Source organism: Enterococcus mundtii (assembly GCF_013394305.1).
Classification (GTDB): Bacteria; Bacillota; Bacilli; order Lactobacillales; family Enterococcaceae; genus Enterococcus_B; species Enterococcus_B pernyi.
In genome coordinates this window covers 2387933-2405421 of sequence record NZ_AP019810.1, presented here as the reverse complement: position 1 = coordinate 2405421, position 17489 = coordinate 2387933, and the positions used below count along the sequence as shown (strand labels likewise).

Here is a 17489-nt window from a genome sequence, read left to right as displayed (position 1 = left end):
ATTTGCTGCTGTCTATCGAAGCTTAATTGTGGAACAATAACAAACGATGTTTCTATTTTTTTATTTTGTCGAAGTCCTGTTTCCTAATCTATCGACAATATCATATTAACACGCTTTTTCGTCCAAGAACCCTACAATATCCCTACAAAAACCCTACAAAAATTACCGATACTTGATTAATGAACCTTTTTTATATGCTTCGGCAAATTCGATCAATGCATTGGATTTTAGCTTTTCTACGTTTTTCTCTCCATACCCCTGAATTAGTTGTCCTATTTCATAATTAGAGTGCTTGTTAACATCGCAAAAACTATAATAGAGTATTTGACGACTGATAAGACTCAAGCTCATCAATGCTACTAAAATCGCATCTCTTTCTGCTTCTAGGTCCATCATTTGAATAAGCACATCTTCTGTTTTGTTACCGTGTTTTGGTGATCTAGGCATGTCGGTTATAATCGGCGACTTAATGTCTATCAATGAACGACCTGCCATTCGTTCCAACCGTCGGAAGTTTTTCAACACATCTCTCGCATTACATCTTGTCTGCTTAAAGTCTACATCTCTTAGTAATTGCATTAAGTCAAACCGCTCCTTTTTGTGATATAATAAACTTGGCGAATTTATTAAATCAGTCGGAGCGATCCGGCTTTTTTTGCTTGCAACTCTTCTCAAAGTTTTATTTGAAATATTTTCCTGTTTTATCCTTATAATTTCATTCTTCTAAAAAAAGAAAATGCTATTATCGTTATCGTGGGGGAACAGGAGTGAGTTGTTTGATAAATTTGAGTATGTTTTTGTTTTTGATTCCTTTTTTTATTTTTATTGTTGTTTTCCTATTCTTCCATAATTGGAAAAAATATGACATCATACTTCTTCTATCTTCTTTACCTTCGATTTTCTTTATCTTAAAAATTGTATATCATTCATTATCAGATCCTATTTACTTGTTCAATTTCTATTTAATAGGTTTAATAATCACATCTATCTTCTACATAATTGTTCTTTTAATCATTTATAGAAGAAAGTAATTTGCCAACCGAAAGTGTTGGCTTTTTTTGTTATCCACAGTATCCACAGGTTTATCCACAATATATTGTAGGAACATATTTTCGCATACTATATATTGTATTTATCATAGAATTTCCATATCCACTAATCGAGCAACTGCAATATTCGCTTTGCTCTTCGCTAGTTCCTTGTCACAGTCCATCGTATTCTCAATACGAATAACTGCTGAATGATTGTACACACGTTCTACATACCCTCTGATTGGATGAATGAACTCTTCCGCTGTGCAACGAACCATATCACCGACTTTAATTTCTGATTCCACTTGCTTAATAGGATTTTTGGTTGGTAGATCCATCATCAAACCACCAATTCCATAAGCATCAGTATAAAATTCGTCTTTTAGTATCATTCCGATTCCTCCTAAGGTTAAGCTTGTCTAATTGACCATGCAGGCACAGATTTGTTTCCATAATCTTTCCACTCTAACCACCACCCAGCGCAAGGCTCGTGATCTTCATTTTGTCCTACACGATAGCGGACAAAAGCATCTTCGACAACGAACGGGATAACTTCATCAAGTTCAGACATTTCTTCTTTCCAAGCTTCAATCGCTTGTTCTTTTGTGTATTTTTGCTTATTAAATCCCATCCAATTATCGTAATCTCCGTAAAACATTTCTGAATCAAATTTACTTTTTCCTTTGATCATCACGCTTCCTCCTGTTCTAACGCATAGCCAGCAATATTATTAGTGTAGAATACTGCCTTCCGACGGACTTTGGTGCTAACCCCAAAATATTCAAACGAAATTTGTTCTTTTTGCCATTCATCTCTAAAATTTGTTACTTTCTCAAATTTCATTGTTGATCCGTCTTTATTCCATATGATTAAACTTTTATCTTTTTCCATTTTGTTTACTCCTTTAGTTTGCTATCACTGACGATATTGAACATTGTCTATCAGTGTACCCTCCAATCTAACTGCTAAAATTATTCAGATATAAAAATTTTTATTGTTTTATTTGATATAATTTTGGTATCAATGTATTTACTTCATTGAAATAATTAGAAAAGGAGATTCACTATGACTATCAATATTTCTTTAACACAGTTTTTAACTTACTCATCAAAAGTTAGTACTAGTGCAAAAATTAAAGCCGTGCGAGATATGAAACATTCAGCTGACTATCACCCTGCACTTGATTACTGGAAACCTCTTCGTGATGAAATCAAAAGATTACATGAGAACAATTTGCCGATTGAGAATCTTTCAAATCTTTTGCTAACCATCGACGAGAAGAAAACGAAAAACTATACGAATGCCATTAACACGTATATTCGGTTTGTAAACAAGAATGATGTTTCTTATTTCCAAGTAGGTAAATCTTTTTGGAAATTATCTGATGAGCTGTTTGTAGGTAGCTCACCAGAGTTGGGTCTTATCGTTAATGATAAGAAACTTTATGTGAAGAATTACTACAAGAAAAAATCTACTGATGCCAAAGTTACAAAAAGAAATATCCAATCAACTCTAACACTTATGCAACTAGCCGATCGTGACTTTCAAATGGAACCTGACTCAAATTTTGCGGTATTAAATTTACAAAACGGAAAAATCATTGAAGCAGGACCACTAAAAAGTGAGGATGTTCTTGAATTAGAAGTAGATGCGCAAAATTTCATAAACACTTGGGAACGCATTTAAGATTCATTCTGAGACAACTCACCTTGTATTTGAGCACAGTTGTCGCAAATATACCTACCATCTTCTAATTCAAGATCCGCAATTGAATCACACAAAACACAATGTTGCTTCGGGTTAATGAAAATAGCCTGGAGCAATTTTAAAATAATCATTTCTATTCACCTCTTTTTTATATTCTGCTATCTCGTCGGATAGCTGACTAGTCGTAATAGCTCTCCAAAATCTTCCCTACCTCTTCTCCATTAACAAAAACACTTAAAACGCTAAAATAATAATCTCCATTTCCGTTATCAGCTCTCAGTCGCGCTTGAGCGATAGGATTTTGATCATGCATTACTACTAATTTAGCGATCATTTGAGTTCCTCCCCACGCTTCTTCATCTTCTTTCACGTCAACCAACTGCACATCTGTTATAAGACCATCTGCTGTAGCTGATTCCCAAGTACCATCTGCAGAAGCGCAACAATCTGCATCAGTACATTCAAAATTGATTGTTGTACCATCAACTAAAACTAGACTATTGTTGGATAATTCATTGATTCTTTTCATCAAAACTTTCTCTTTTAGTTTTTCAATTGTATCTTTGTGATATTCCATCGATATCATTCCTTTCAGTTTGTCGTTTTGGTGGATTACTGACTTCCCATTCTTCGACTAGATAGATATCTGCTTCGCTATATCCTCGCTGTTTTGCAAACGGTCTCACATATCCCCCATATTTTTCTGTTGTAAATCCCTTGTTTGCGATATATTCAACTGCTTGAGCCTTCGTTTTAAATACTTTTTCGATAGAAACCTCTCTATCTGAATAAGCGCCCATGTCTCTTAAAACAACTGAAACGATCAAACCTTATCACCTCGCTTTAATTTGCTAAATCTGTCGATTGGAGAATTAATCGTATTCACATTCGCCTAGCTGAATCTCTTGTTTACAATATTCACACTCAACACTTCCGCAATTTCCATAATATAATCCGCTCCCCATTTTTGAGTAGATCTCATCCCAATCGTAATCATCTTCCCACTCGCAATAAGGGCAAGTTACGTTAACATGGTCAGGAATTGAGCAAATCACATAATCTGCTTTTTTATTCATTCCGTTTCCTCCTGTTCTAATCCCCATGCTGCGAATGCTGCTAGGACTTCGAATTGCTGATCGTCTGTTAACTCCAGCAAAGGATCCCGTAATTCATCAAGATGACCCCATGCTACATTGTTCATCATCCAAAATACAACTTGCATTGGCTTGCCTGTTGGTGCAGTTAGTTTCAACCATTCCAACACGACTTTCTGGTTGTCGTTGAGTTTTTGAGTAATTAAATCTAATTCGTCTTCATATAGGTAGTGTATAGATTTTTTGCTAACATCTACCCTATAAAAATCTTCTTTTCCATCTATCATAACTTCTCGGATGAAGCCTTCGTCGCCTTTGTAAAAAACATTATCTCCAACTTTAAGCTTACTCATCCTTCTGCCACCTCTTCCGCTTGCGCCATCGCCATTAGTGATCCTACTAATGCATTAAATCCGTTTTGAGAAAATTCCATTTTAATAGTTTGGACTTTTCTTTTTCTAGTTGGAAATGCTCTTACCATCACTTGAAAATTACCATTTTGCAATCTCTCGACATTAATCATTTTTTCCAAATACCCACTTTCAGGTAACGCTGTATTTTCTATATTCATCCTTCCATCACCTCTTCCACTGGCACAGCAAACGCCCAGTATCTTTCGTCGATTGTTTTGATTTCTTGTTCCGTGAACTTCATATCATCGAAGTCATTGTTGTCTGCAATCAATATATTTCCGTGATCATCTTTCATTAGATACGCCTCTAAATCCCACTGATTAAAATCCACAACTGGAAACTTCACATAATACAACGGCTCTTTCTCGACCTCGTAGCCGTCTATCATGCGGATAATAGTTTCAATTGGATAATTCGTGGTATCAGCAATCCAATCTTGAAAGTCATCTCTATATTCTCTTTTATTTCTGTATGCCCCTACTAGGGCGCCGCCGTTTCCCCAGTCTAGTGCAATAAAGTTCTCTTCAAACCAATCTGCTACAAACTGTGGAACAACTGGCTTATGTGTTTTATCAGCTTTGCCAAACACAGCATTATCTAGAGTATTTCTCAAACTCTGAGGCAAATCCGGATAAGCCTCTGCGATCTTATTCCAAGCTTGTTCATCTGTAATCGGCGGTTCATCTAGTTCTTCGACAATTGATATAGCACCTGCCGCTCCTATGGAAATCCAATACCCCATATTTCTGACATCTATTGTCTGTTTCGGATCAGTTGCTAGATTGAAAAGTTCTGTCCTCAACTTTTCAATCTTTTGCAATACTTCTTGTTTACTCATCTTGCTCCCTCATTTCGCATAACTCTTCGTAAAACTCTTGCGCTTCATCTAGCTTAGCGAATATTCGATATAGCTGATTTGCGTAGTATGGCTTTTCAAGTCTAGTAATACAAATGCTCACTTGATAGGCTTCGCCATCTTCGACAGATAACAACATTGCCTCAGTCTCGCAGCCGAGACTTTTCTTCTGTAGTATTTTTAAATTCATCGCTGTTCCTCCTTCATAAAAACTAACCAGTGAGTTTGACTCCTTTTATTTCCAAACAAAGGGCTATATGGTTCAACTGCTTTCAACACGTCTTTGAGTTTTATTTGGTTCTCATTCCATTTGAAAATCAATGTTCCACTAGGTTTCAAGACTCGCATACACTCTGACATACCTTGTTTTATATCTTCTGGCCAGTTCTCTTTATCTAACTGTCCGTATTGACCTTTCATAATCGAATTCTGGCCAGCCCATTTTAAATGGGGCGGATCAAATACAACTAAATCGTAAACATTATTTTCAAAAGGCATGTCCCTAAAATCAGCTACAACATCTGGTTTCACATTTATTTTCTTTCCGTGGATCTCGTACTCTTCTTCTCGTATATCCATATACGTTGCAAAACTACAATCTTTATCGAACCAGAACAAACGACTACCACAGCATGCATCTAATATTTTCGGCATTCATTCCACTTCCTTTTAAATGCTTCTCTCTTCTCCGCCTTCTAAATAAATGATCCCAGATTTCTTATTAAGGCTTACGCATCTGATTTCTTGATTAGAACCTCTTTCGTAGCCAGCATCTTGATAACTCTTTTCGTAATAATCCACGGTTGAGATTAAGACTTCCGCTTCTGGATTAAATTGTAAGATTGGTATTAATTCTTTTGCTTTCATCGCTCTACCTCCACTAAATCGCTATCTAATAACTCTGGATTCTCGTATACATTTCCGATAACTTCGTGGTTAGTTGCTTCTGCATATGATTCCCCAGTATTTCTATGACCTAATCTGTAATCACTTTTCTTTAATACAACTACAAACCCAGCTTCTTGTTGTAGATAAATTACATAGCCGGTTGATCCATTTGAGTTTTTTACAATATCTCCTTCAAAAATCACTACATCATTCTTATCTTTCAGTCCTGTGGATTGCATGAGTTGTATTTCTTTAAAATCTCGCTCAATAATCCCGCCCTCTAAATCAATTAACCCGTTCAGCCAATCAATTACCAAGACGCCTCTTATTGATTTTGTTTTATTGTCCCAAGCTCTATAATTTTTTGGTATCATTTGCTGTCCTCCATGTCACTAGACTTCACGAATACACCATCTACCATTTTGCCTGTGCGGCCTTTGATTTCGTTCCAAGCCTGTTCTAAGCACTCATCAGCAGTCAACCCATGTTGCATAGCTAAAATGATGAGGGTAACAATCGTATCTCCGATACCGTCTTTTACCGCTTCTAAATTGCCACGAGCCATGCCAGCGCCGACCTCTCCAAGTTCCTCAATTACCTTCAACATCTGCTTCTCTGGTTGAGCCTGATCCAATCCTTTATTTTTAGCCCATTTCTCAATATTCATTGTCAGTTCGTTCATTTTTCTTCCTCCATGTATTTAAATTGACGACCTTTAGAATCAATATCCATATGCTTCGCTCTGCTCCATATGATATTTTTTGACAGCCCAGTAATTTCTGTTAACTGTTCAGCTGTGCCTGTAACTAGAATTCTGTCGTCATGCCAAATCGCTATTTTTCGACCTGGTCGTTTTCGTCCAGACTTTTCCTTGGGCCAAATCGTTTTAGCGATTCTCTGAACTTCTGCGACTGTCTTCTCATTTTCTTGCCACTTCTCCGAACACGTCAGCGCAGCAATTCGTTTGATTTTTGCTTTCTTATTCATTTTTTACACCTTCAATCTCACATTCACTCTCAAAGTGTCTAGTGATACGCTCAAGCACCTTTTTATACTCGATAATACTTTTTATCACGTGACCTTCTCTCAGCGCGTAGTCACGCTGTATGGCTCTTAAACACATAGTCAGAGTTTGATAGTAACCAATAAAGGAAGTCGATTCTTCCTGCTCGCCTTTAGCATTTTCGGTATATTGGATCTTTCCATACTCATCACGTACGGCACGTGAGAGAACGATATTTTTGCAATCACTTGTAGTTGCGATCCGATAGTCCTCTATTCGCATATCTAACATTCATCCTGCGCCTCCTTTATTATTTTTAGTACACTAGCAAGTGCACTCTCACGTCCCCCATGGAACGTGTTGAGCCACTTATCTTCATACTCAGAGCTTTTTCTCAATGCTTCTTGATGCATTAATTCAATTTGTGCTGTAAATGTCTTTAGGTCCATCTGATTACACCTTCTCTAGTTCATCAAGATGTTTTTGCAATCCTTTAACACAATCAATAAATAGTAATTTGGTATATGCTGAATTTCTTAATTGCGATCCATCGATATAGAGTGCGAAATAGTATCTGAGTTTACTCCAATTTGAACGATCTTTCTTAATTCCATCGATTCCAGCTTCTTCAAGTTGTTCATACACGTCTCTCAGAATTTCAATTTCCTCCCCAGCTTTATACTTTGCGATTTCATTAATTAGTTCTAAATAATCAATTTTCAATTTTTCACCTCTTAAAATGGTGCTTTAGATTGCCTATTAGCTCTTTCAAGGGCTTTTTTCTTTTGATAGGCTTCTTGGTCGATTGCCCATTCAGGAAGTGCCTCTCGTCTTCCTGTGCGATTGTAGATACTATTCATCTTCTTAGGCTCACTTTTTTCTTTCCTTGCCCAGCTTCGAATAGTGGCCAAGTAGTTTTTATAAGTTTTACCAGCTGATTCACAATACTCGGATAACCGTTCAATCCGTTCTTGATAATCATTTGGGAATTCTGTTTTGAGTTTCTCCATTTGGTCATCTGACAAGAGAACATTTTTATACTCTCCGTATTTATGACGGATGGGCTTAGCCTTCGATTTTTTCGGAGGCGTTACATCTCTTATCTCTTTACTATCCTTACCTAACCTATCCTTACCTAACCTAACCTGTGTATCCATTTGGTATACCGTTTGGTTGTCATCTGGTATACCAAGATTTTCATCTCGATTAGGAAGCTCTTCTGCAAAGGTGTATGCTTTGTTATCTTTATCCGCTAGTAAAGCTTTCTCATCCTGATATAACGTAGGTTTATAGCGATCATTACGAATATAGTTGTGTATTTTCCAATGCTTAATTACAATCACACCACTCTCGAAAACTAAGATAAATCTTTTTGCCATAAGCAGTTTTAAATCATCATCGCCACAACCAACCATACGTTGTATTTTTTTAGGATTATTGATAAATCCGTCGTCATCTGCGCGCATTGATAGATGAAAATATAATGCCTGTGTTGATAAAGGCATATCTAGGAACGCATCAGAATCAATAATCGTCTTTGCGAACATTCTTCTTTCTGCCAAGACTATTCCTCCTTAATTAATTCAAAATTATCAAACAAACTTTCTTCCTGGTTTAACCACTTTTCAGCTATATATTCTTCATCATCTTCTTCATCTGATAAGTTATTTAATTCAAATTTAAGAACATCGATTTCTTTTTGGATATCCCAATAATCTGACTCTAAATCTTCTAATTCTTCTTCTAGAGAATCTATTTCACTCTCTAGCGTATTTATCTCTTCATGCAACCGTCTTTCGGTTTTGTTTAATTCTTCCAAATGAGATTCAATATCGTAACGTCTGCTCACTTTAACCACCTATATTAAGTTTTTTGATTGTCTCTTGATTTAACTTAATCCCTTTTATTTGATACTTGTTCTTAAAATTAGTTACACCTAATTGATGTTTTTCTGTGTGGTGTATTCTACAAAGTCCTGCGTAAGTGTATTCTGAATGATCAATTTTCTTACGTTTCCGTCTACCCAACGCTTTATCGAAATGATCAATGTCAGCTCCTGTTCTTCCACAGATACAACAGACTCTTTTCGTAATACACTTGTAGAAATAGTATTCTTGATTCGCTGGTAAGATTTCATAGCCTTCTTTGAATGGAATATGATGTTCAAAGATGAAATCTAAGATGATATTTGCTAGGATGTTTACGTCACTTACAGTTGTATCCGATTCGTCCTTGAGGCTTATTTTTCGCCCTGTGACACCTTCAAAACGAACGTAGAAGAATTCTTTCCAGAAGTCCGTTGGTGTACCTGTATCGATGAATATATCCCCTATGAGCGCATAGATGAAATTTCTTTGTTGGGCTGTGAAGCGACGTGGATCAATAAAGCGAATTTCAATGATCCGATCACCTTCATAGCCTTCGTACATCGTTTTAAGTCGTTCGATGTTTACTTCTTCGTTGATTGTTGCGACAATGTCTTTTCCTTTGAACTTTCTAAGAACTGCTGAATAGGAATCAATTAATGAATTAAACACTTACATCACTTCTTCTTGTTTAATTCATTTCGTTTTTTAGCAATTGCTCTTTCCATCAATCCGCATTGTTCATAAGTTAAATCTTCAAGAGCATTTACTTTCTCAGCAATTAGATTCCGTTTAACAGTCTGTTCGTTAACAAATTCGATTAATGTAGGCACCATATCTTCGCCCATTTCTCCATTGAAGTTATTAATTATTTCTTCAAGCATATTCAATTTTTTTGTATCAATTTTTGGTGGAGCTGGAATATCTTCCCCTTGATAAACGTGTAATCCTAACCCATGGAGAGCTAAAGCTTTAACAAAACAACGCTTAACCGAGTTATTAATCTGACTTGCATCCGGTTTAGCAATTGGCTTATTGTTGTAATCTGTCACCGGGAAAAGTTCTGTCTCAGTCCTACCTCTTAGCGTGACAGACACAGATACATAAGTTCCTGTTTCATCTGTCAAATAAGGTTTGTACTCTTCAACCAGAAAGTCTTGGTGCGTTCCTGAAATTACTCTATAATGTTTATACTCATTTATGGATACTCTTGCCTCTGGATCGTCCTTTTTCATCATCTCCCACGCTCGTGCCCATGACAGATAATCGAACTTACCCTTCTTCTTTAGAGACTTACTAAGTTTTCTACTAAATAGCTTTTCAAAATTTGTAGTTTCATTCGTTTCGCTCATCGAATACCGCCTCCATTTCAGCAATGTATTTTTTCCCTTGTCCGTAGTATGAGATATCGATCAAATTTCCCCTCTCGTACTCTTCAAGCGCATCAATCAAGCCATCTTCGATGACGTAGATATATTCTGGTTTATTTGAATGTTTTGATAGATGGATAAGATAGACATGGTCATAGATACTCACAAAATTCCCCAGATCATCTTGATCACATGCTAGTTCTTCATCCGTCAAAAGATTTCGTCTAATTTTTCGGTTATTTGTTCCTTTAATATTCATTTTTCCCCAATCAGGGTCAGTCAAATATTGATCTAGAGTGGAAAGTTCTTTTTCCATGTGTTAACATCTCCTTAGATGCGTTTTCTTTAGTGACTCTATGCTTGCAGGCGGAGTCACTTTTTTTGTATTTTTTCTCCACACTTTGGACAATACGGTCCATCCCATGGATGACACTGTTGTAGCAACTTATTACTAAGGCGTAATGTATAGCGACAATCCGGACAATAAAAAACATGTCTGTAAAATAGATACTCTTTTATTTTTTGTCTTAGTTCCATTTAATTTCCTGCCATTTCTTTTGTTTATTGATTACCTGTTGACTTAAGATAGTTGACTTATTGTCATGCCACCATTGATCAGCAATCACTTTCCCTTTTTTCAAATCTTCTCTGCGATTCATCCTCTAACAACTCCGTTTGTTTAATAATGGTCATCGTCGCTGTAGAAGGCATCCAGTTATTAATGAACTCGATTACATCATCAAACTGCTTTGCTTTGATGCGATTTCTAGCAACTGCTCCAGTGATGCGTTTAATTCCACCATTCAGATCTTTGAACAACTCAGTTCTTGCTTCGCTATTTAAATGCTGCTGATCGCAGAGAATTCTGATCTTATTACGGACCATATTAGAAATTGTTCGATAGTCTGGTTCAGCTAGAAGTTGATTGTTCTTCAAGTCATTTAAATCGGACTCAATAGCATCCACTCTTTCGTTCGTTTCTTCATTTGCAGCTAAAGCAAGCAGAGCCATTTCTCGTTTAGTTTTTGGGAGTAATGTTAAGGGATCTTTTATTTCTTTTTCCATCTTATTGAAGGCCTCAATATATTGAAGTTTGAAATTTAAAGCCTTCTTACCGGTGAACCCCATCGCCAACAATGAAAAACCGTCTCTATTCATATAAATGATTCGATATGATTGTTTGTTTTGAGGATGAACATAAGTATCTTCCCAAAATAGGTCTGCCCAATTTTCGGCAACCCCCTCTTTTAGTTCATCAATTGCTGTTAAAACATGTCTGTGTTTTTTCTCGAAGCTTTCTGCAACTTGCAAACTCGTAGTAACAGCTTCTTTATTTTTTTTAATTACTAACTCGCTCATGAATCTCTTCCTCTCTTCTATAAAATGGCAAAAACAACTGACAACAAAATGACATTTAAAAATAAACTGATATAGCAAAGTGCTTGTAATTGACGTACTCGATGGACTGGATGCTTTTTTTCAGTTAGTGCGGCTAAGAGTATTTTGTCATTGGATCGTTTTGTAAATGACTTTCGTATTGGCATTATTCAGCCCTCCTTATTCTAAAAAATATTGAACAAGTTGATTAGTTACTATTAAACATTCAAACAATCAATACTAATCATTTATGCTTTAGTTTCTTTTTTTACTACTCGTACACCATATTGGTGCCAGTTAATTATTTGTAACAGCTCTATCTGTAACTCCTCAGGCGGACCAAAAGGTGGATCAAATTTACCTGTTTCAGGATTCATTTTTAACCGTGTGCCATCTGCCGAGTAGCAAATAAGGTTTAGTTCTTTTTGTTTTCTTGGCATTTATTTCACCTCGTTTTTCTTTCTCACCTTTGACTTTGTATTGGTACAAATTAGTCTCTGTACATTTTTATCAGCATGGATAAATTGATCACTTGAAGGATTAAAATCAATAAATAGATCACAGTCATTTTGTTCTTTCCTCCTCAACTATTAATGCAAATCCTATGCAGGTAGTTATTTATTGTTGTGACCATATAGTTTCTCTTTTGCTATAATTAGATATCGGTACTGGAATACCGAAATACATTGAAAGGAGAACTTAGATGGATAAATATTCTAAAAGCATCGACAAAATACTAAATAATTCTGAAATCAACTGGGATACAATCATAGATGCGGCAGTTAGGACGGAGTTATCAGACACCCAAAAAGATGATATTCGAAACTTAATCATCGCGACAGCAAAAATTGCATCATTAACCGCAATCAAAGCTCTTGAAGATAACAATTAGTCCATCTTTTGGGCGAAGTTTACATCCACCGAATCTAAAATTTTGGTAACGTCATGTTGTTCTTTAAATTTGTAATCGTACGACTTAGCGAGGAAAGACACATTAATCTTTACTACATCCTCGCTGAGTTGTTGCGCTGTTACTCCACCAGCTAGGACATAGTCGAGTTCAAAACCATCGATTATGAGCCCGTCTTGCGTTTCAACTACAACGTGGCTTGGCATTTTTTTTACATTTTCCTTGGAATCCCCAAAGCAAAACAATTTCTTTTCCATTTTCAAATCTCCTTCTTTTTATCTTCGTTAAAAACGATATCAAACTCCATTGAAGCCAATTCATTCGCCAATTTCTTGGCTTCTTTGAGTATCTCGAAATATCTCTCTACTTTTTCTATTGCTTCATCCATCCCTAGCAGTTTTACTTTTACTTCATTTGCTTCTTTCTCCATCCTTTTCACCTCCTTAAATTCCACTGACTCGTTTTTCTATAATAAGTCTCAAATCAAGTGGTTTTATGTTATTAGCTTGTCAGCTGTTTATGTTGTTTACTCTCAAAAGTTAAAATGACTGATTTTTTCTTATTTTCCAGATGTACGAAATTTTCGTATTCGTTACCTAAAAAAATATTATCGTAACTGATGCCAAAAGCGTCAATATATTTCTTTAAGAGGCTGTCTTTTATGTTAGAAGAATCTTTCTCCATGTTCTGAATCGTTCTAGGAGTTACCCCAAATAATTTTGCTAGCTCCCCCTGAGTTAAACCGCTAGAAATTCTCAATTCTTTCAAGGTCTGCATTATATCACCGCCTTTCGATAAAACAATAATAATACGAAATTTTCGTACTGTCAACAATAAAATGCGAAAATTTCGTATTTATTTGTTTACATTTTCAATAAACTTTCGTATAATGTGAATATGTTGGGAGGTGTAGAGTTGGACGAAAGGAAAAGAAATGCTTTAATCGCTGCAAATATAAAAAAATACATCACCGAAAAAAAAATCACTCAAAAAAAGTTGGCTGAATCAATAGGAATCTCCCCTTCAACAATGAGTGACTATATGAATTTAAGATCAAACCCGTCACACGGAGTAATCCAAAAAATAGCCGATTATTTCGGCGTCATGAAAAGTGATATTGATACTACGTTTAAGGAAAATAGACTATCATCTTCTATAGAAACAATTTACAATCAGTTAGATCAAAAACGGCAACAAAAAGTATATAGTTTTGCTGAACAGCAATTGAAAGAACAAAACAAAATAGTCGACTATCCCACTAATTATAACGTGAATATATATGGTAAAATGACGGCTGGTTACGGATCAATTAATTTCGACAAAGAGCATCCAATTAAAACAATTACTCTAGATTATGCACCACCAAGTTATGACATAGCTTTCGAGGTATCAGGTGATAGTATGCACCCGACATTTCAAGATGGCGAAGTGATTTTTGTTAAGGAAACAAAAAACATTCATAACGGAATGTTGGCGGCAGTAGAAATCAACGATGAAGCTTTTATAAAGAAGCTATATATAGAGGAAAACAGAATTAGGCTAGTCTCTCTCAATTGTGAAAAAGATAAAAATGGCAATCGGCTTTATCCTGATTTTTATGCTGATGAGAAAGACAATATTCATATGATTGGTCAAGTTTTGACATAAGAATAGCGTCATGCTACAATTGGGGTGCGATATGATACGGATTCTTTTATGGAATCACAAAACCCCAACCTACTCCACAGGTTGGGGTTTCTTTTTGCGCTTGATGCGACAACAAGCGTGTGGGTTAGCGACAACTTGCGCAGCTATCGTCTAATCATCTAACCAACGATCAACCAGCAACAATACTAGTCCCACTAAAAGTGGTGCGATAACTAATGATACGAATTCTGACAATGGAATCACCCCGCTTTCGGGGCAAGTTGCCTTTTCTAGTATAGCAAAACGTAGATTACGGAACAATACAAAATGGATTTTGACAAAAAAAACACCCCTTCAAAGTTTGCGGCTTTGGTTGGGGCACTGTTATACGCTTACAACTATAATTTTACCAGAAAGAGGGAATGGAATGAAGAAATTCATGTTTTTTGGATTAATAACGATGGCATTTTTATTAGGGGGCTGTTCAAAGACATCTGCCGAAGAAGTCTCATCTATTATGAAGCAATCACTCGAAACCAGATGGTCTTACGGGATAGAGGATCAGGAGGACTGGGAGCTTCTCCACCAAAGTATAGAAGCGGAGTTAGACTTTTTAAGTGATTACGAGCACCTATGGGGTCCTGACGGAAGTGGAAAGTTTGAAAGCCATGCGCTTCAAGCTTCCTTCGGAACTTACCACATGTGGTTGAAAGCGATGGAGTATGATGTCAAAAGTCAAATGAATCCGTATTTAAAATCCGATAGGTATAAAGAAGAAATTTCTAAAAAATACAACAGCATGGCACAATCAGTGGCGATAATTAACGATCTTAGTCCTATAATTGTTGATGAGAAGTATAAGGCGAATCTCGACTACATGCTTTTGAGAGGTGAACCCATGAAAAACGATTGGTATAAACGTCAAGAGGTGTCAGGCATTCTTAAAGACAATAAGATCAGCTATAAGAAATTAGATGTGGTGAACGACAACATCATCATCCAATTGAAAACCGACGCCCCCTTGAGTGAAAACTCCTTGATCAAGGATTATGCGAAGAGTGTACAATCTATACAAGAAGCTTTGTCAGAGATAGTTTTTTCGGAAATTTTGATTCAGAGACGAACTGAAAATTCTGGCGATACGTTATTTCCAGGAGTGATTACCCTGTATAAATCGTCAACCTTCAAGAATCTTACGATAGAAGACTCCGAAGACGTGTTTAACAGCTCGGACGCTTATCTGATTAGTAACTACATCCTCAGTTCTGTGAGTGATCTCAACATCAAAGAATCAACAAAACCAGGTAGCGCAGAATACCCACTGTTTATTGAATATTCATCTGCCATCTATTAGCATTAAAAAAGCACGCCCAACCGACTAAAGTAAGAGCGTGCAATACAAATAAAACAAAAGGCTTATTTGCTATGCCTATTGTATCAAAAATTGGGAGCGATTACTATATGAAAAGAGCGGCACTCTATATAAGAGTTTCTACTATGGAACAAGCAAAAGAAGGATACTCAATCCCTGCGCAGACAAGCAAGCTTAAAGCTTATGCGGAAGCAAAAGACTACTATGTTGTAAACACATATACTGATCCAGGCTATTCTGGTGCAAAACTTGATCGTCCCGGACTTAATCAATTAATTTCTGATGTCAAGGCTAAAAAAATTGATATTGTCATCGTTTATAAACTGGATCGGCTTTCTCGATCTCAAAAAAATACCCTGTATTTAATTGAAGATGTCTTTCAAAAGCATAGTGTCGATTTTATTTCTATGTTAGAAAGTTTTGACACCTCTACCCCATTCGGTCGTGCAACGATTGGTATGCTATCAGTTTTTGCACAGTTAGAAAGAGATACAATCACTGAAAGAATGCACATGGGTCGTACTGAAAGGGCAAAGCAAGGCTATTACCACGGATCAGGAGTTGTACCCTTAGGCTATGACTATATAAATGGTGAGCTAATAATCAACGAGTACGAGGCAACTATTGTTCGCGAAATATTTGATCTTTATGTAAACCACGGAAAAGGTCAACAATACATTACCAAAAAGATGGTTAAGAAATATCCAGATAAGGTAAAAACACTAACGATCATCAAGTATGCACTTCGAAACCCGCTTTATATCGGAAAAATTAGTTGGGATGGTAATGTCTACCAAGGAAATCACACCCCGCTTATCTCCCAAGACTTGTTCAATCAAGCGCAATTAATATTCAAAGAAAAAGCAAAATTAGGTAGTACAAATCATAATCAAAAATCTCTTTTAGCAGGATTTATTCATTGTGGAAAATGTGGGGCAAAAGTATTTCGAGAAGTTGGTGGCGGCGGTAGTTACAAAGGTAAGAGATATAACTATGCTTATTATACGTGCCGATCAGTAAAGAAAATGATGCCGTCCCTTGTTAAAGACTGGGACTGTAATCAAAAACGACTTCGCTGTAAGGATGTCGAAAACAAGGTAATCGCTGCAGTTAAGAATTTAGATTTTAAAAAAATCAAAATGGATATTGAAAATAAGAAGGTAGATACTGTTGATCAAATAAACGAACTAAAAAAAGCAATCAAAAAAAAGCAAGTAGAAAAAAGTAAACTAATTGATCTTTATCAATTTGGAAACATTGAAGTTGAAACTTTAAATAATCGAATTGATTCTATAAATATTGTTTTAGATGAATTGAAGAATGATCTAAACTCTCTAAAAATCAAAGATGATAAAAATGAGAAAATCTTGCTTTTAGAAGAAGCTAAAAACTTCGACTGGGAAAACACAGGTACCGAATTAAAAATAGATCTTATCCGTAGACTTATTAATGATGTTACGCTTAAAAATGAAGACGTAATTATCAATTTTATTTTTTAGTATTTGCTATTACTTACTGTCTGATCCAATGACCCGATGAATAAGGTTTTCTTTAGTAAGATTTGATTTTTGGTATCGAGATAGATGCAAACTAAATGTTCTTGTTTTTGATCTTTTAGTTCTAGGATCAATTATTTTGCCAATTCATAACTCGCATGGACAGTCGTTGTTTGACGCAACTGATCGACTTGTATCCGTCGCCCCAGCTCGATCAATGCTTTGATCTCTAAGGCTTTGACCCGACCAATCCCACGAACCGCTTCTAATTCTGCTAGTGTTGCTTGTCTCAAGAGCGCTAAACCACCAAATTTCTTCAATAACGTACCCGCAACTTCTAATACGTTATATGGATGCTGACCAGTCCGAAGCAAAATGGCTAAAAGCTCTTGATCTGATAACGCATCCTCTCCATAAGTCTCCATCCTCTCCCTTGGTAGAGACGTGGCGGGTACTGTTTGAAGCAAATTTTTTTCCATAA

The 17489-nt window shown here is 36.2% G+C and carries 36 protein-coding genes and 1 pseudogene; 5 read left to right on the top strand and 32 right to left on the bottom strand.

Annotated elements, in window-relative coordinates:
* Positions 1 to 162: 162 nt before the first annotated feature.
* The 4 genes from HZ311_RS11550 to HZ311_RS11535 all read right to left on the bottom strand — a co-directional run bounded on the left by HZ311_RS11550 (position 163) and on the right by HZ311_RS11535 (position 1922).
* The gene (locus tag HZ311_RS11550; protein WP_178946696.1) at positions 163 to 579 is read right to left on the bottom strand and encodes an ArpU family phage packaging/lysis transcriptional regulator; all 417 of its coding nucleotides are present in this window, start codon (positions 577 to 579) and stop codon (positions 163 to 165) included.
* A gap of 556 nt (positions 580 to 1135) precedes the next feature.
* Complete coding sequence (locus tag HZ311_RS11545; protein ID WP_178946695.1) at positions 1136 to 1423, bottom strand: hypothetical protein; 288 nt, start codon at positions 1421 to 1423, stop codon at positions 1136 to 1138.
* Between the two features lie 17 nt (positions 1424 to 1440).
* Positions 1441 to 1722 carry a hypothetical protein gene (locus tag HZ311_RS11540; RefSeq protein ID WP_455424149.1) on the bottom strand — a complete coding sequence of 94 codons (282 nt, stop codon included), beginning with the start codon at positions 1720 to 1722 and terminating at the stop codon, positions 1441 to 1443.
* A complete protein-coding gene (locus tag HZ311_RS11535) occupies positions 1722 to 1922 on the bottom strand; it encodes a hypothetical protein (protein ID WP_178946693.1) in 201 nt (66 codons plus the stop codon). Before HZ311_RS11535 ends, HZ311_RS11540 begins: the two co-directional genes overlap by 1 nt.
* A gap of 174 nt (positions 1923 to 2096) precedes the next feature.
* Here HZ311_RS11535 and HZ311_RS11530 point away from each other — a divergent pair, with 174 nt between their 5' ends.
* A complete protein-coding gene (locus tag HZ311_RS11530) occupies positions 2097 to 2717 on the top strand; it encodes a hypothetical protein (protein WP_178946692.1) in 621 nt (206 codons plus the stop codon).
* Positions 2718 to 2916: 199 nt separating this feature from the next.
* On the opposite strand, the gene HZ311_RS11525 is transcribed toward HZ311_RS11530, so the two are convergent.
* From HZ311_RS11525 to HZ311_RS11415, 23 genes are all read right to left on the bottom strand, one after another.
* Complete coding sequence (locus HZ311_RS11525; RefSeq protein WP_178946691.1) at positions 2917 to 3315, bottom strand: DUF7448 domain-containing protein; 399 nt, start codon at positions 3313 to 3315, stop codon at positions 2917 to 2919.
* A complete protein-coding gene (locus HZ311_RS11520) occupies positions 3290 to 3565 on the bottom strand; it encodes a hypothetical protein (protein ID WP_178946690.1) in 276 nt (91 codons plus the stop codon). The genes HZ311_RS11525 and HZ311_RS11520 overlap by 26 nt, the downstream gene beginning before the upstream one ends.
* Positions 3566 to 3610: 45 nt before the next feature.
* Positions 3611 to 3814: a hypothetical protein gene (locus tag HZ311_RS11515; RefSeq protein ID WP_178946689.1), complete on the bottom strand. Its 204-nt coding sequence runs from the start codon at positions 3812 to 3814 to the stop codon at positions 3611 to 3613.
* Positions 3811 to 4185, bottom strand: coding sequence for a hypothetical protein (locus HZ311_RS11510; protein WP_178946688.1), 375 nt, complete (start codon positions 4183 to 4185; stop codon positions 3811 to 3813). Before HZ311_RS11510 ends, HZ311_RS11515 begins: the two co-directional genes overlap by 4 nt.
* The gene (locus HZ311_RS11505) at positions 4182 to 4403 is read right to left on the bottom strand and encodes a hypothetical protein (protein WP_178946687.1); all 222 of its coding nucleotides are present in this window, start codon (positions 4401 to 4403) and stop codon (positions 4182 to 4184) included. The genes HZ311_RS11510 and HZ311_RS11505 overlap by 4 nt, the downstream gene beginning before the upstream one ends.
* A complete protein-coding gene (locus tag HZ311_RS11500; protein WP_178946816.1) occupies positions 4400 to 4987 on the bottom strand; it encodes a DUF1642 domain-containing protein in 588 nt (195 codons plus the stop codon). The genes HZ311_RS11505 and HZ311_RS11500 overlap by 4 nt, the downstream gene beginning before the upstream one ends.
* Positions 4988 to 5075: 88 nt before the next feature.
* Complete coding sequence (locus tag HZ311_RS11495) at positions 5076 to 5291, bottom strand: hypothetical protein (protein ID WP_178946381.1); 216 nt, start codon at positions 5289 to 5291, stop codon at positions 5076 to 5078.
* A complete protein-coding gene (locus HZ311_RS11490; protein WP_178946686.1) occupies positions 5288 to 5755 on the bottom strand; it encodes a class I SAM-dependent methyltransferase in 468 nt (155 codons plus the stop codon). The genes HZ311_RS11495 and HZ311_RS11490 overlap by 4 nt, the downstream gene beginning before the upstream one ends.
* Positions 5756 to 5770: 15 nt before the next feature.
* Positions 5771 to 5968 carry a hypothetical protein gene (locus tag HZ311_RS11485; RefSeq protein WP_178946685.1) on the bottom strand — a complete coding sequence of 66 codons (198 nt, stop codon included), beginning with the start codon at positions 5966 to 5968 and terminating at the stop codon, positions 5771 to 5773.
* The gene (locus HZ311_RS11480; protein WP_178946684.1) at positions 5965 to 6363 is read right to left on the bottom strand and encodes a YopX family protein; all 399 of its coding nucleotides are present in this window, start codon (positions 6361 to 6363) and stop codon (positions 5965 to 5967) included. The genes HZ311_RS11485 and HZ311_RS11480 overlap by 4 nt, the downstream gene beginning before the upstream one ends.
* Entirely contained in the window at positions 6360 to 6671 is a 312-nt protein-coding gene (locus HZ311_RS11475; RefSeq protein WP_178946683.1) for a MazG-like family protein, read from the bottom strand. The genes HZ311_RS11480 and HZ311_RS11475 overlap by 4 nt, the downstream gene beginning before the upstream one ends.
* The gene (locus HZ311_RS11470) at positions 6668 to 6976 is read right to left on the bottom strand and encodes a hypothetical protein (protein ID WP_178946682.1); all 309 of its coding nucleotides are present in this window, start codon (positions 6974 to 6976) and stop codon (positions 6668 to 6670) included. Before HZ311_RS11470 ends, HZ311_RS11475 begins: the two co-directional genes overlap by 4 nt.
* Positions 6969 to 7283: a hypothetical protein gene (locus tag HZ311_RS11465; protein ID WP_178946681.1), complete on the bottom strand. Its 315-nt coding sequence runs from the start codon at positions 7281 to 7283 to the stop codon at positions 6969 to 6971. Before HZ311_RS11465 ends, HZ311_RS11470 begins: the two co-directional genes overlap by 8 nt.
* Positions 7277 to 7441: a hypothetical protein gene (locus tag HZ311_RS11460; protein WP_178946680.1), complete on the bottom strand. Its 165-nt coding sequence runs from the start codon at positions 7439 to 7441 to the stop codon at positions 7277 to 7279. Before HZ311_RS11460 ends, HZ311_RS11465 begins: the two co-directional genes overlap by 7 nt.
* Before the next feature lie 4 nt (positions 7442 to 7445).
* Complete coding sequence (locus HZ311_RS11455) at positions 7446 to 7715, bottom strand: hypothetical protein (RefSeq protein WP_178946679.1); 270 nt, start codon at positions 7713 to 7715, stop codon at positions 7446 to 7448.
* A gap of 11 nt (positions 7716 to 7726) precedes the next feature.
* On the bottom strand, positions 7727 to 8554 hold the full coding sequence (locus tag HZ311_RS11450) for a replisome organizer (RefSeq protein ID WP_178946678.1): 828 nt from the start codon (positions 8552 to 8554) through the stop codon (positions 7727 to 7729).
* A gap of 2 nt (positions 8555 to 8556) precedes the next feature.
* Entirely contained in the window at positions 8557 to 8841 is a 285-nt protein-coding gene (locus HZ311_RS11445; protein ID WP_178946590.1) for a hypothetical protein, read from the bottom strand.
* 1 nt (position 8842) lies between these two features.
* Complete coding sequence (locus tag HZ311_RS11440; RefSeq protein ID WP_178946677.1) at positions 8843 to 9529, bottom strand: putative HNHc nuclease; 687 nt, start codon at positions 9527 to 9529, stop codon at positions 8843 to 8845.
* Between the two features lie 5 nt (positions 9530 to 9534).
* Complete coding sequence (locus HZ311_RS11435; RefSeq protein ID WP_178946676.1) at positions 9535 to 10209, bottom strand: Sak single strand annealing protein; 675 nt, start codon at positions 10207 to 10209, stop codon at positions 9535 to 9537.
* On the bottom strand, positions 10193 to 10543 hold the full coding sequence (locus HZ311_RS11430; protein WP_034687979.1) for a hypothetical protein: 351 nt from the start codon (positions 10541 to 10543) through the stop codon (positions 10193 to 10195). Before HZ311_RS11430 ends, HZ311_RS11435 begins: the two co-directional genes overlap by 17 nt.
* Positions 10544 to 10842: 299 nt before the next feature.
* Positions 10843 to 11586, bottom strand: coding sequence for a Rha family transcriptional regulator (locus tag HZ311_RS11425; RefSeq protein WP_178946675.1), 744 nt, complete (start codon positions 11584 to 11586; stop codon positions 10843 to 10845).
* A 17-nt stretch (positions 11587 to 11603) separates the two neighbouring features.
* On the bottom strand, positions 11604 to 11771 hold the full coding sequence (locus HZ311_RS11420) for a hypothetical protein (RefSeq protein ID WP_178946674.1): 168 nt from the start codon (positions 11769 to 11771) through the stop codon (positions 11604 to 11606).
* 81 nt (positions 11772 to 11852) lie between these two features.
* Positions 11853 to 12044: a hypothetical protein gene (locus tag HZ311_RS11415; RefSeq protein WP_178946673.1), complete on the bottom strand. Its 192-nt coding sequence runs from the start codon at positions 12042 to 12044 to the stop codon at positions 11853 to 11855.
* Positions 12045 to 12307: 263 nt separating this feature from the next.
* Here HZ311_RS11415 and HZ311_RS11410 point away from each other — a divergent pair, with 263 nt between their 5' ends.
* Complete coding sequence (locus tag HZ311_RS11410) at positions 12308 to 12496, top strand: hypothetical protein (RefSeq protein WP_178946672.1); 189 nt, start codon at positions 12308 to 12310, stop codon at positions 12494 to 12496.
* On the opposite strand, the gene HZ311_RS11405 is transcribed toward HZ311_RS11410, so the two are convergent.
* The 3 genes from HZ311_RS11405 to HZ311_RS11395 all read right to left on the bottom strand — a co-directional run bounded on the left by HZ311_RS11405 (position 12493) and on the right by HZ311_RS11395 (position 13291).
* Positions 12493 to 12771, bottom strand: coding sequence for a hypothetical protein (locus HZ311_RS11405; RefSeq protein WP_178946671.1), 279 nt, complete (start codon positions 12769 to 12771; stop codon positions 12493 to 12495). The genes HZ311_RS11410 and HZ311_RS11405 overlap by 4 nt on opposite strands.
* A 2-nt stretch (positions 12772 to 12773) precedes the next feature.
* Positions 12774 to 12944, bottom strand: coding sequence for a hypothetical protein (locus HZ311_RS11400; protein ID WP_178946670.1), 171 nt, complete (start codon positions 12942 to 12944; stop codon positions 12774 to 12776).
* A gap of 71 nt (positions 12945 to 13015) precedes the next feature.
* Positions 13016 to 13291 carry a helix-turn-helix transcriptional regulator gene (locus HZ311_RS11395; protein ID WP_153830355.1) on the bottom strand — a complete coding sequence of 92 codons (276 nt, stop codon included), beginning with the start codon at positions 13289 to 13291 and terminating at the stop codon, positions 13016 to 13018.
* 138 nt (positions 13292 to 13429) lie between these two features.
* Here HZ311_RS11395 and HZ311_RS11385 point away from each other — a divergent pair, with 138 nt between their 5' ends.
* A complete protein-coding gene (locus HZ311_RS11385; protein ID WP_232092485.1) occupies positions 13430 to 14161 on the top strand; it encodes a helix-turn-helix domain-containing protein in 732 nt (243 codons plus the stop codon).
* Positions 14162 to 14311: 150 nt separating this feature from the next.
* Here the strand turns inward: HZ311_RS11385 and HZ311_RS15945 are convergent, their stop codons facing one another.
* Positions 14312 to 14404 carry a type I toxin-antitoxin system Fst family toxin gene (locus HZ311_RS15945; RefSeq protein ID WP_269153465.1) on the bottom strand — a complete coding sequence of 31 codons (93 nt, stop codon included), beginning with the start codon at positions 14402 to 14404 and terminating at the stop codon, positions 14312 to 14314.
* A 163-nt stretch (positions 14405 to 14567) separates the two neighbouring features.
* Between HZ311_RS15945 and HZ311_RS11375 the strand changes: the two genes are divergently transcribed.
* Positions 14568 to 15494, top strand: coding sequence for a hypothetical protein (locus tag HZ311_RS11375; RefSeq protein ID WP_178946669.1), 927 nt, complete (start codon positions 14568 to 14570; stop codon positions 15492 to 15494).
* Positions 15495 to 15565: 71 nt separating this feature from the next.
* Positions 15566 to 17011, top strand: coding sequence for a recombinase family protein (locus HZ311_RS11370; protein ID WP_331251498.1), 1446 nt, complete (start codon positions 15566 to 15568; stop codon positions 17009 to 17011).
* A 2-nt stretch (positions 17012 to 17013) separates the two neighbouring features.
* Here HZ311_RS11370 and HZ311_RS11365 read toward each other — a convergent pair.
* Positions 17014 to 17487, bottom strand: a pseudogene (locus HZ311_RS11365) (UPF0758 domain-containing protein); the annotation flags it as partial.
* Positions 17488 to 17489: the final 2 nt, after the last annotated feature.

Bases quoted from the DNA above. Each gene is read 5' to 3' on its own strand.
- HZ311_RS11550 (WP_178946696.1), bottom strand. From the start codon at position 579: ATGCAATTACTAAGAGATGTAGACTTTAAGCAGACAAGATGTAATGCG.
- HZ311_RS11545 (WP_178946695.1), bottom strand. From the start codon at position 1,423: ATGATACTAAAAGACGAATTTTATACTGATGCTTATGGAATTGGTGGT.
- HZ311_RS11540 (WP_455424149.1), bottom strand. From the start codon at position 1,722: ATGATCAAAGGAAAAAGTAAATTTGATTCAGAAATGTTTTACGGAGAT.
- HZ311_RS11535 (WP_178946693.1), bottom strand. From the start codon at position 1,922: ATGGAAAAAGATAAAAGTTTAATCATATGGAATAAAGACGGATCAACA.
- HZ311_RS11530 (WP_178946692.1), top strand. From the start codon at position 2,097: ATGACTATCAATATTTCTTTAACACAGTTTTTAACTTACTCATCAAAA.
- HZ311_RS11525 (WP_178946691.1), bottom strand. From the start codon at position 3,315: ATGGAATATCACAAAGATACAATTGAAAAACTAAAAGAGAAAGTTTTG.
- HZ311_RS11515 (WP_178946689.1), bottom strand. From the start codon at position 3,814: ATGAATAAAAAAGCAGATTATGTGATTTGCTCAATTCCTGACCATGTT.
- HZ311_RS11510 (WP_178946688.1), bottom strand. From the start codon at position 4,185: ATGAGTAAGCTTAAAGTTGGAGATAATGTTTTTTACAAAGGCGACGAA.
- HZ311_RS11505 (WP_178946687.1), bottom strand. From the start codon at position 4,403: ATGAATATAGAAAATACAGCGTTACCTGAAAGTGGGTATTTGGAAAAA.
- HZ311_RS11500 (WP_178946816.1), bottom strand. From the start codon at position 4,987: ATGGGGTATTGGATTTCCATAGGAGCGGCAGGTGCTATATCAATTGTC.
- HZ311_RS11495 (WP_178946381.1), bottom strand. From the start codon at position 5,291: ATGAATTTAAAAATACTACAGAAGAAAAGTCTCGGCTGCGAGACTGAG.
- HZ311_RS11490 (WP_178946686.1), bottom strand. From the start codon at position 5,755: ATGCCGAAAATATTAGATGCATGCTGTGGTAGTCGTTTGTTCTGGTTC.
- HZ311_RS11485 (WP_178946685.1), bottom strand. From the start codon at position 5,968: ATGAAAGCAAAAGAATTAATACCAATCTTACAATTTAATCCAGAAGCG.
- HZ311_RS11480 (WP_178946684.1), bottom strand. From the start codon at position 6,363: ATGATACCAAAAAATTATAGAGCTTGGGACAATAAAACAAAATCAATA.
- HZ311_RS11475 (WP_178946683.1), bottom strand. From the start codon at position 6,671: ATGAACGAACTGACAATGAATATTGAGAAATGGGCTAAAAATAAAGGA.
- HZ311_RS11470 (WP_178946682.1), bottom strand. From the start codon at position 6,976: ATGAATAAGAAAGCAAAAATCAAACGAATTGCTGCGCTGACGTGTTCG.
- HZ311_RS11465 (WP_178946681.1), bottom strand. From the start codon at position 7,283: ATGTTAGATATGCGAATAGAGGACTATCGGATCGCAACTACAAGTGAT.
- HZ311_RS11460 (WP_178946680.1), bottom strand. From the start codon at position 7,441: ATGGACCTAAAGACATTTACAGCACAAATTGAATTAATGCATCAAGAA.
- HZ311_RS11435 (WP_178946676.1), bottom strand. From the start codon at position 10,209: ATGAGCGAAACGAATGAAACTACAAATTTTGAAAAGCTATTTAGTAGA.
- HZ311_RS11430 (WP_034687979.1), bottom strand. From the start codon at position 10,543: ATGGAAAAAGAACTTTCCACTCTAGATCAATATTTGACTGACCCTGAT.
- HZ311_RS11425 (WP_178946675.1), bottom strand. From the start codon at position 11,586: ATGAGCGAGTTAGTAATTAAAAAAAATAAAGAAGCTGTTACTACGAGT.
- HZ311_RS11420 (WP_178946674.1), bottom strand. From the start codon at position 11,771: ATGCCAATACGAAAGTCATTTACAAAACGATCCAATGACAAAATACTC.
- HZ311_RS11415 (WP_178946673.1), bottom strand. From the start codon at position 12,044: ATGCCAAGAAAACAAAAAGAACTAAACCTTATTTGCTACTCGGCAGAT.
- HZ311_RS11410 (WP_178946672.1), top strand. From the start codon at position 12,308: ATGGATAAATATTCTAAAAGCATCGACAAAATACTAAATAATTCTGAA.
- HZ311_RS11405 (WP_178946671.1), bottom strand. From the start codon at position 12,771: ATGGAAAAGAAATTGTTTTGCTTTGGGGATTCCAAGGAAAATGTAAAA.
- HZ311_RS11400 (WP_178946670.1), bottom strand. From the start codon at position 12,944: ATGGAGAAAGAAGCAAATGAAGTAAAAGTAAAACTGCTAGGGATGGAT.
- HZ311_RS11395 (WP_153830355.1), bottom strand. From the start codon at position 13,291: ATGCAGACCTTGAAAGAATTGAGAATTTCTAGCGGTTTAACTCAGGGG.
- HZ311_RS11375 (WP_178946669.1), top strand. From the start codon at position 14,568: ATGAAGAAATTCATGTTTTTTGGATTAATAACGATGGCATTTTTATTA.
- HZ311_RS11370 (WP_331251498.1), top strand. From the start codon at position 15,566: ATGCCTATTGTATCAAAAATTGGGAGCGATTACTATATGAAAAGAGCG.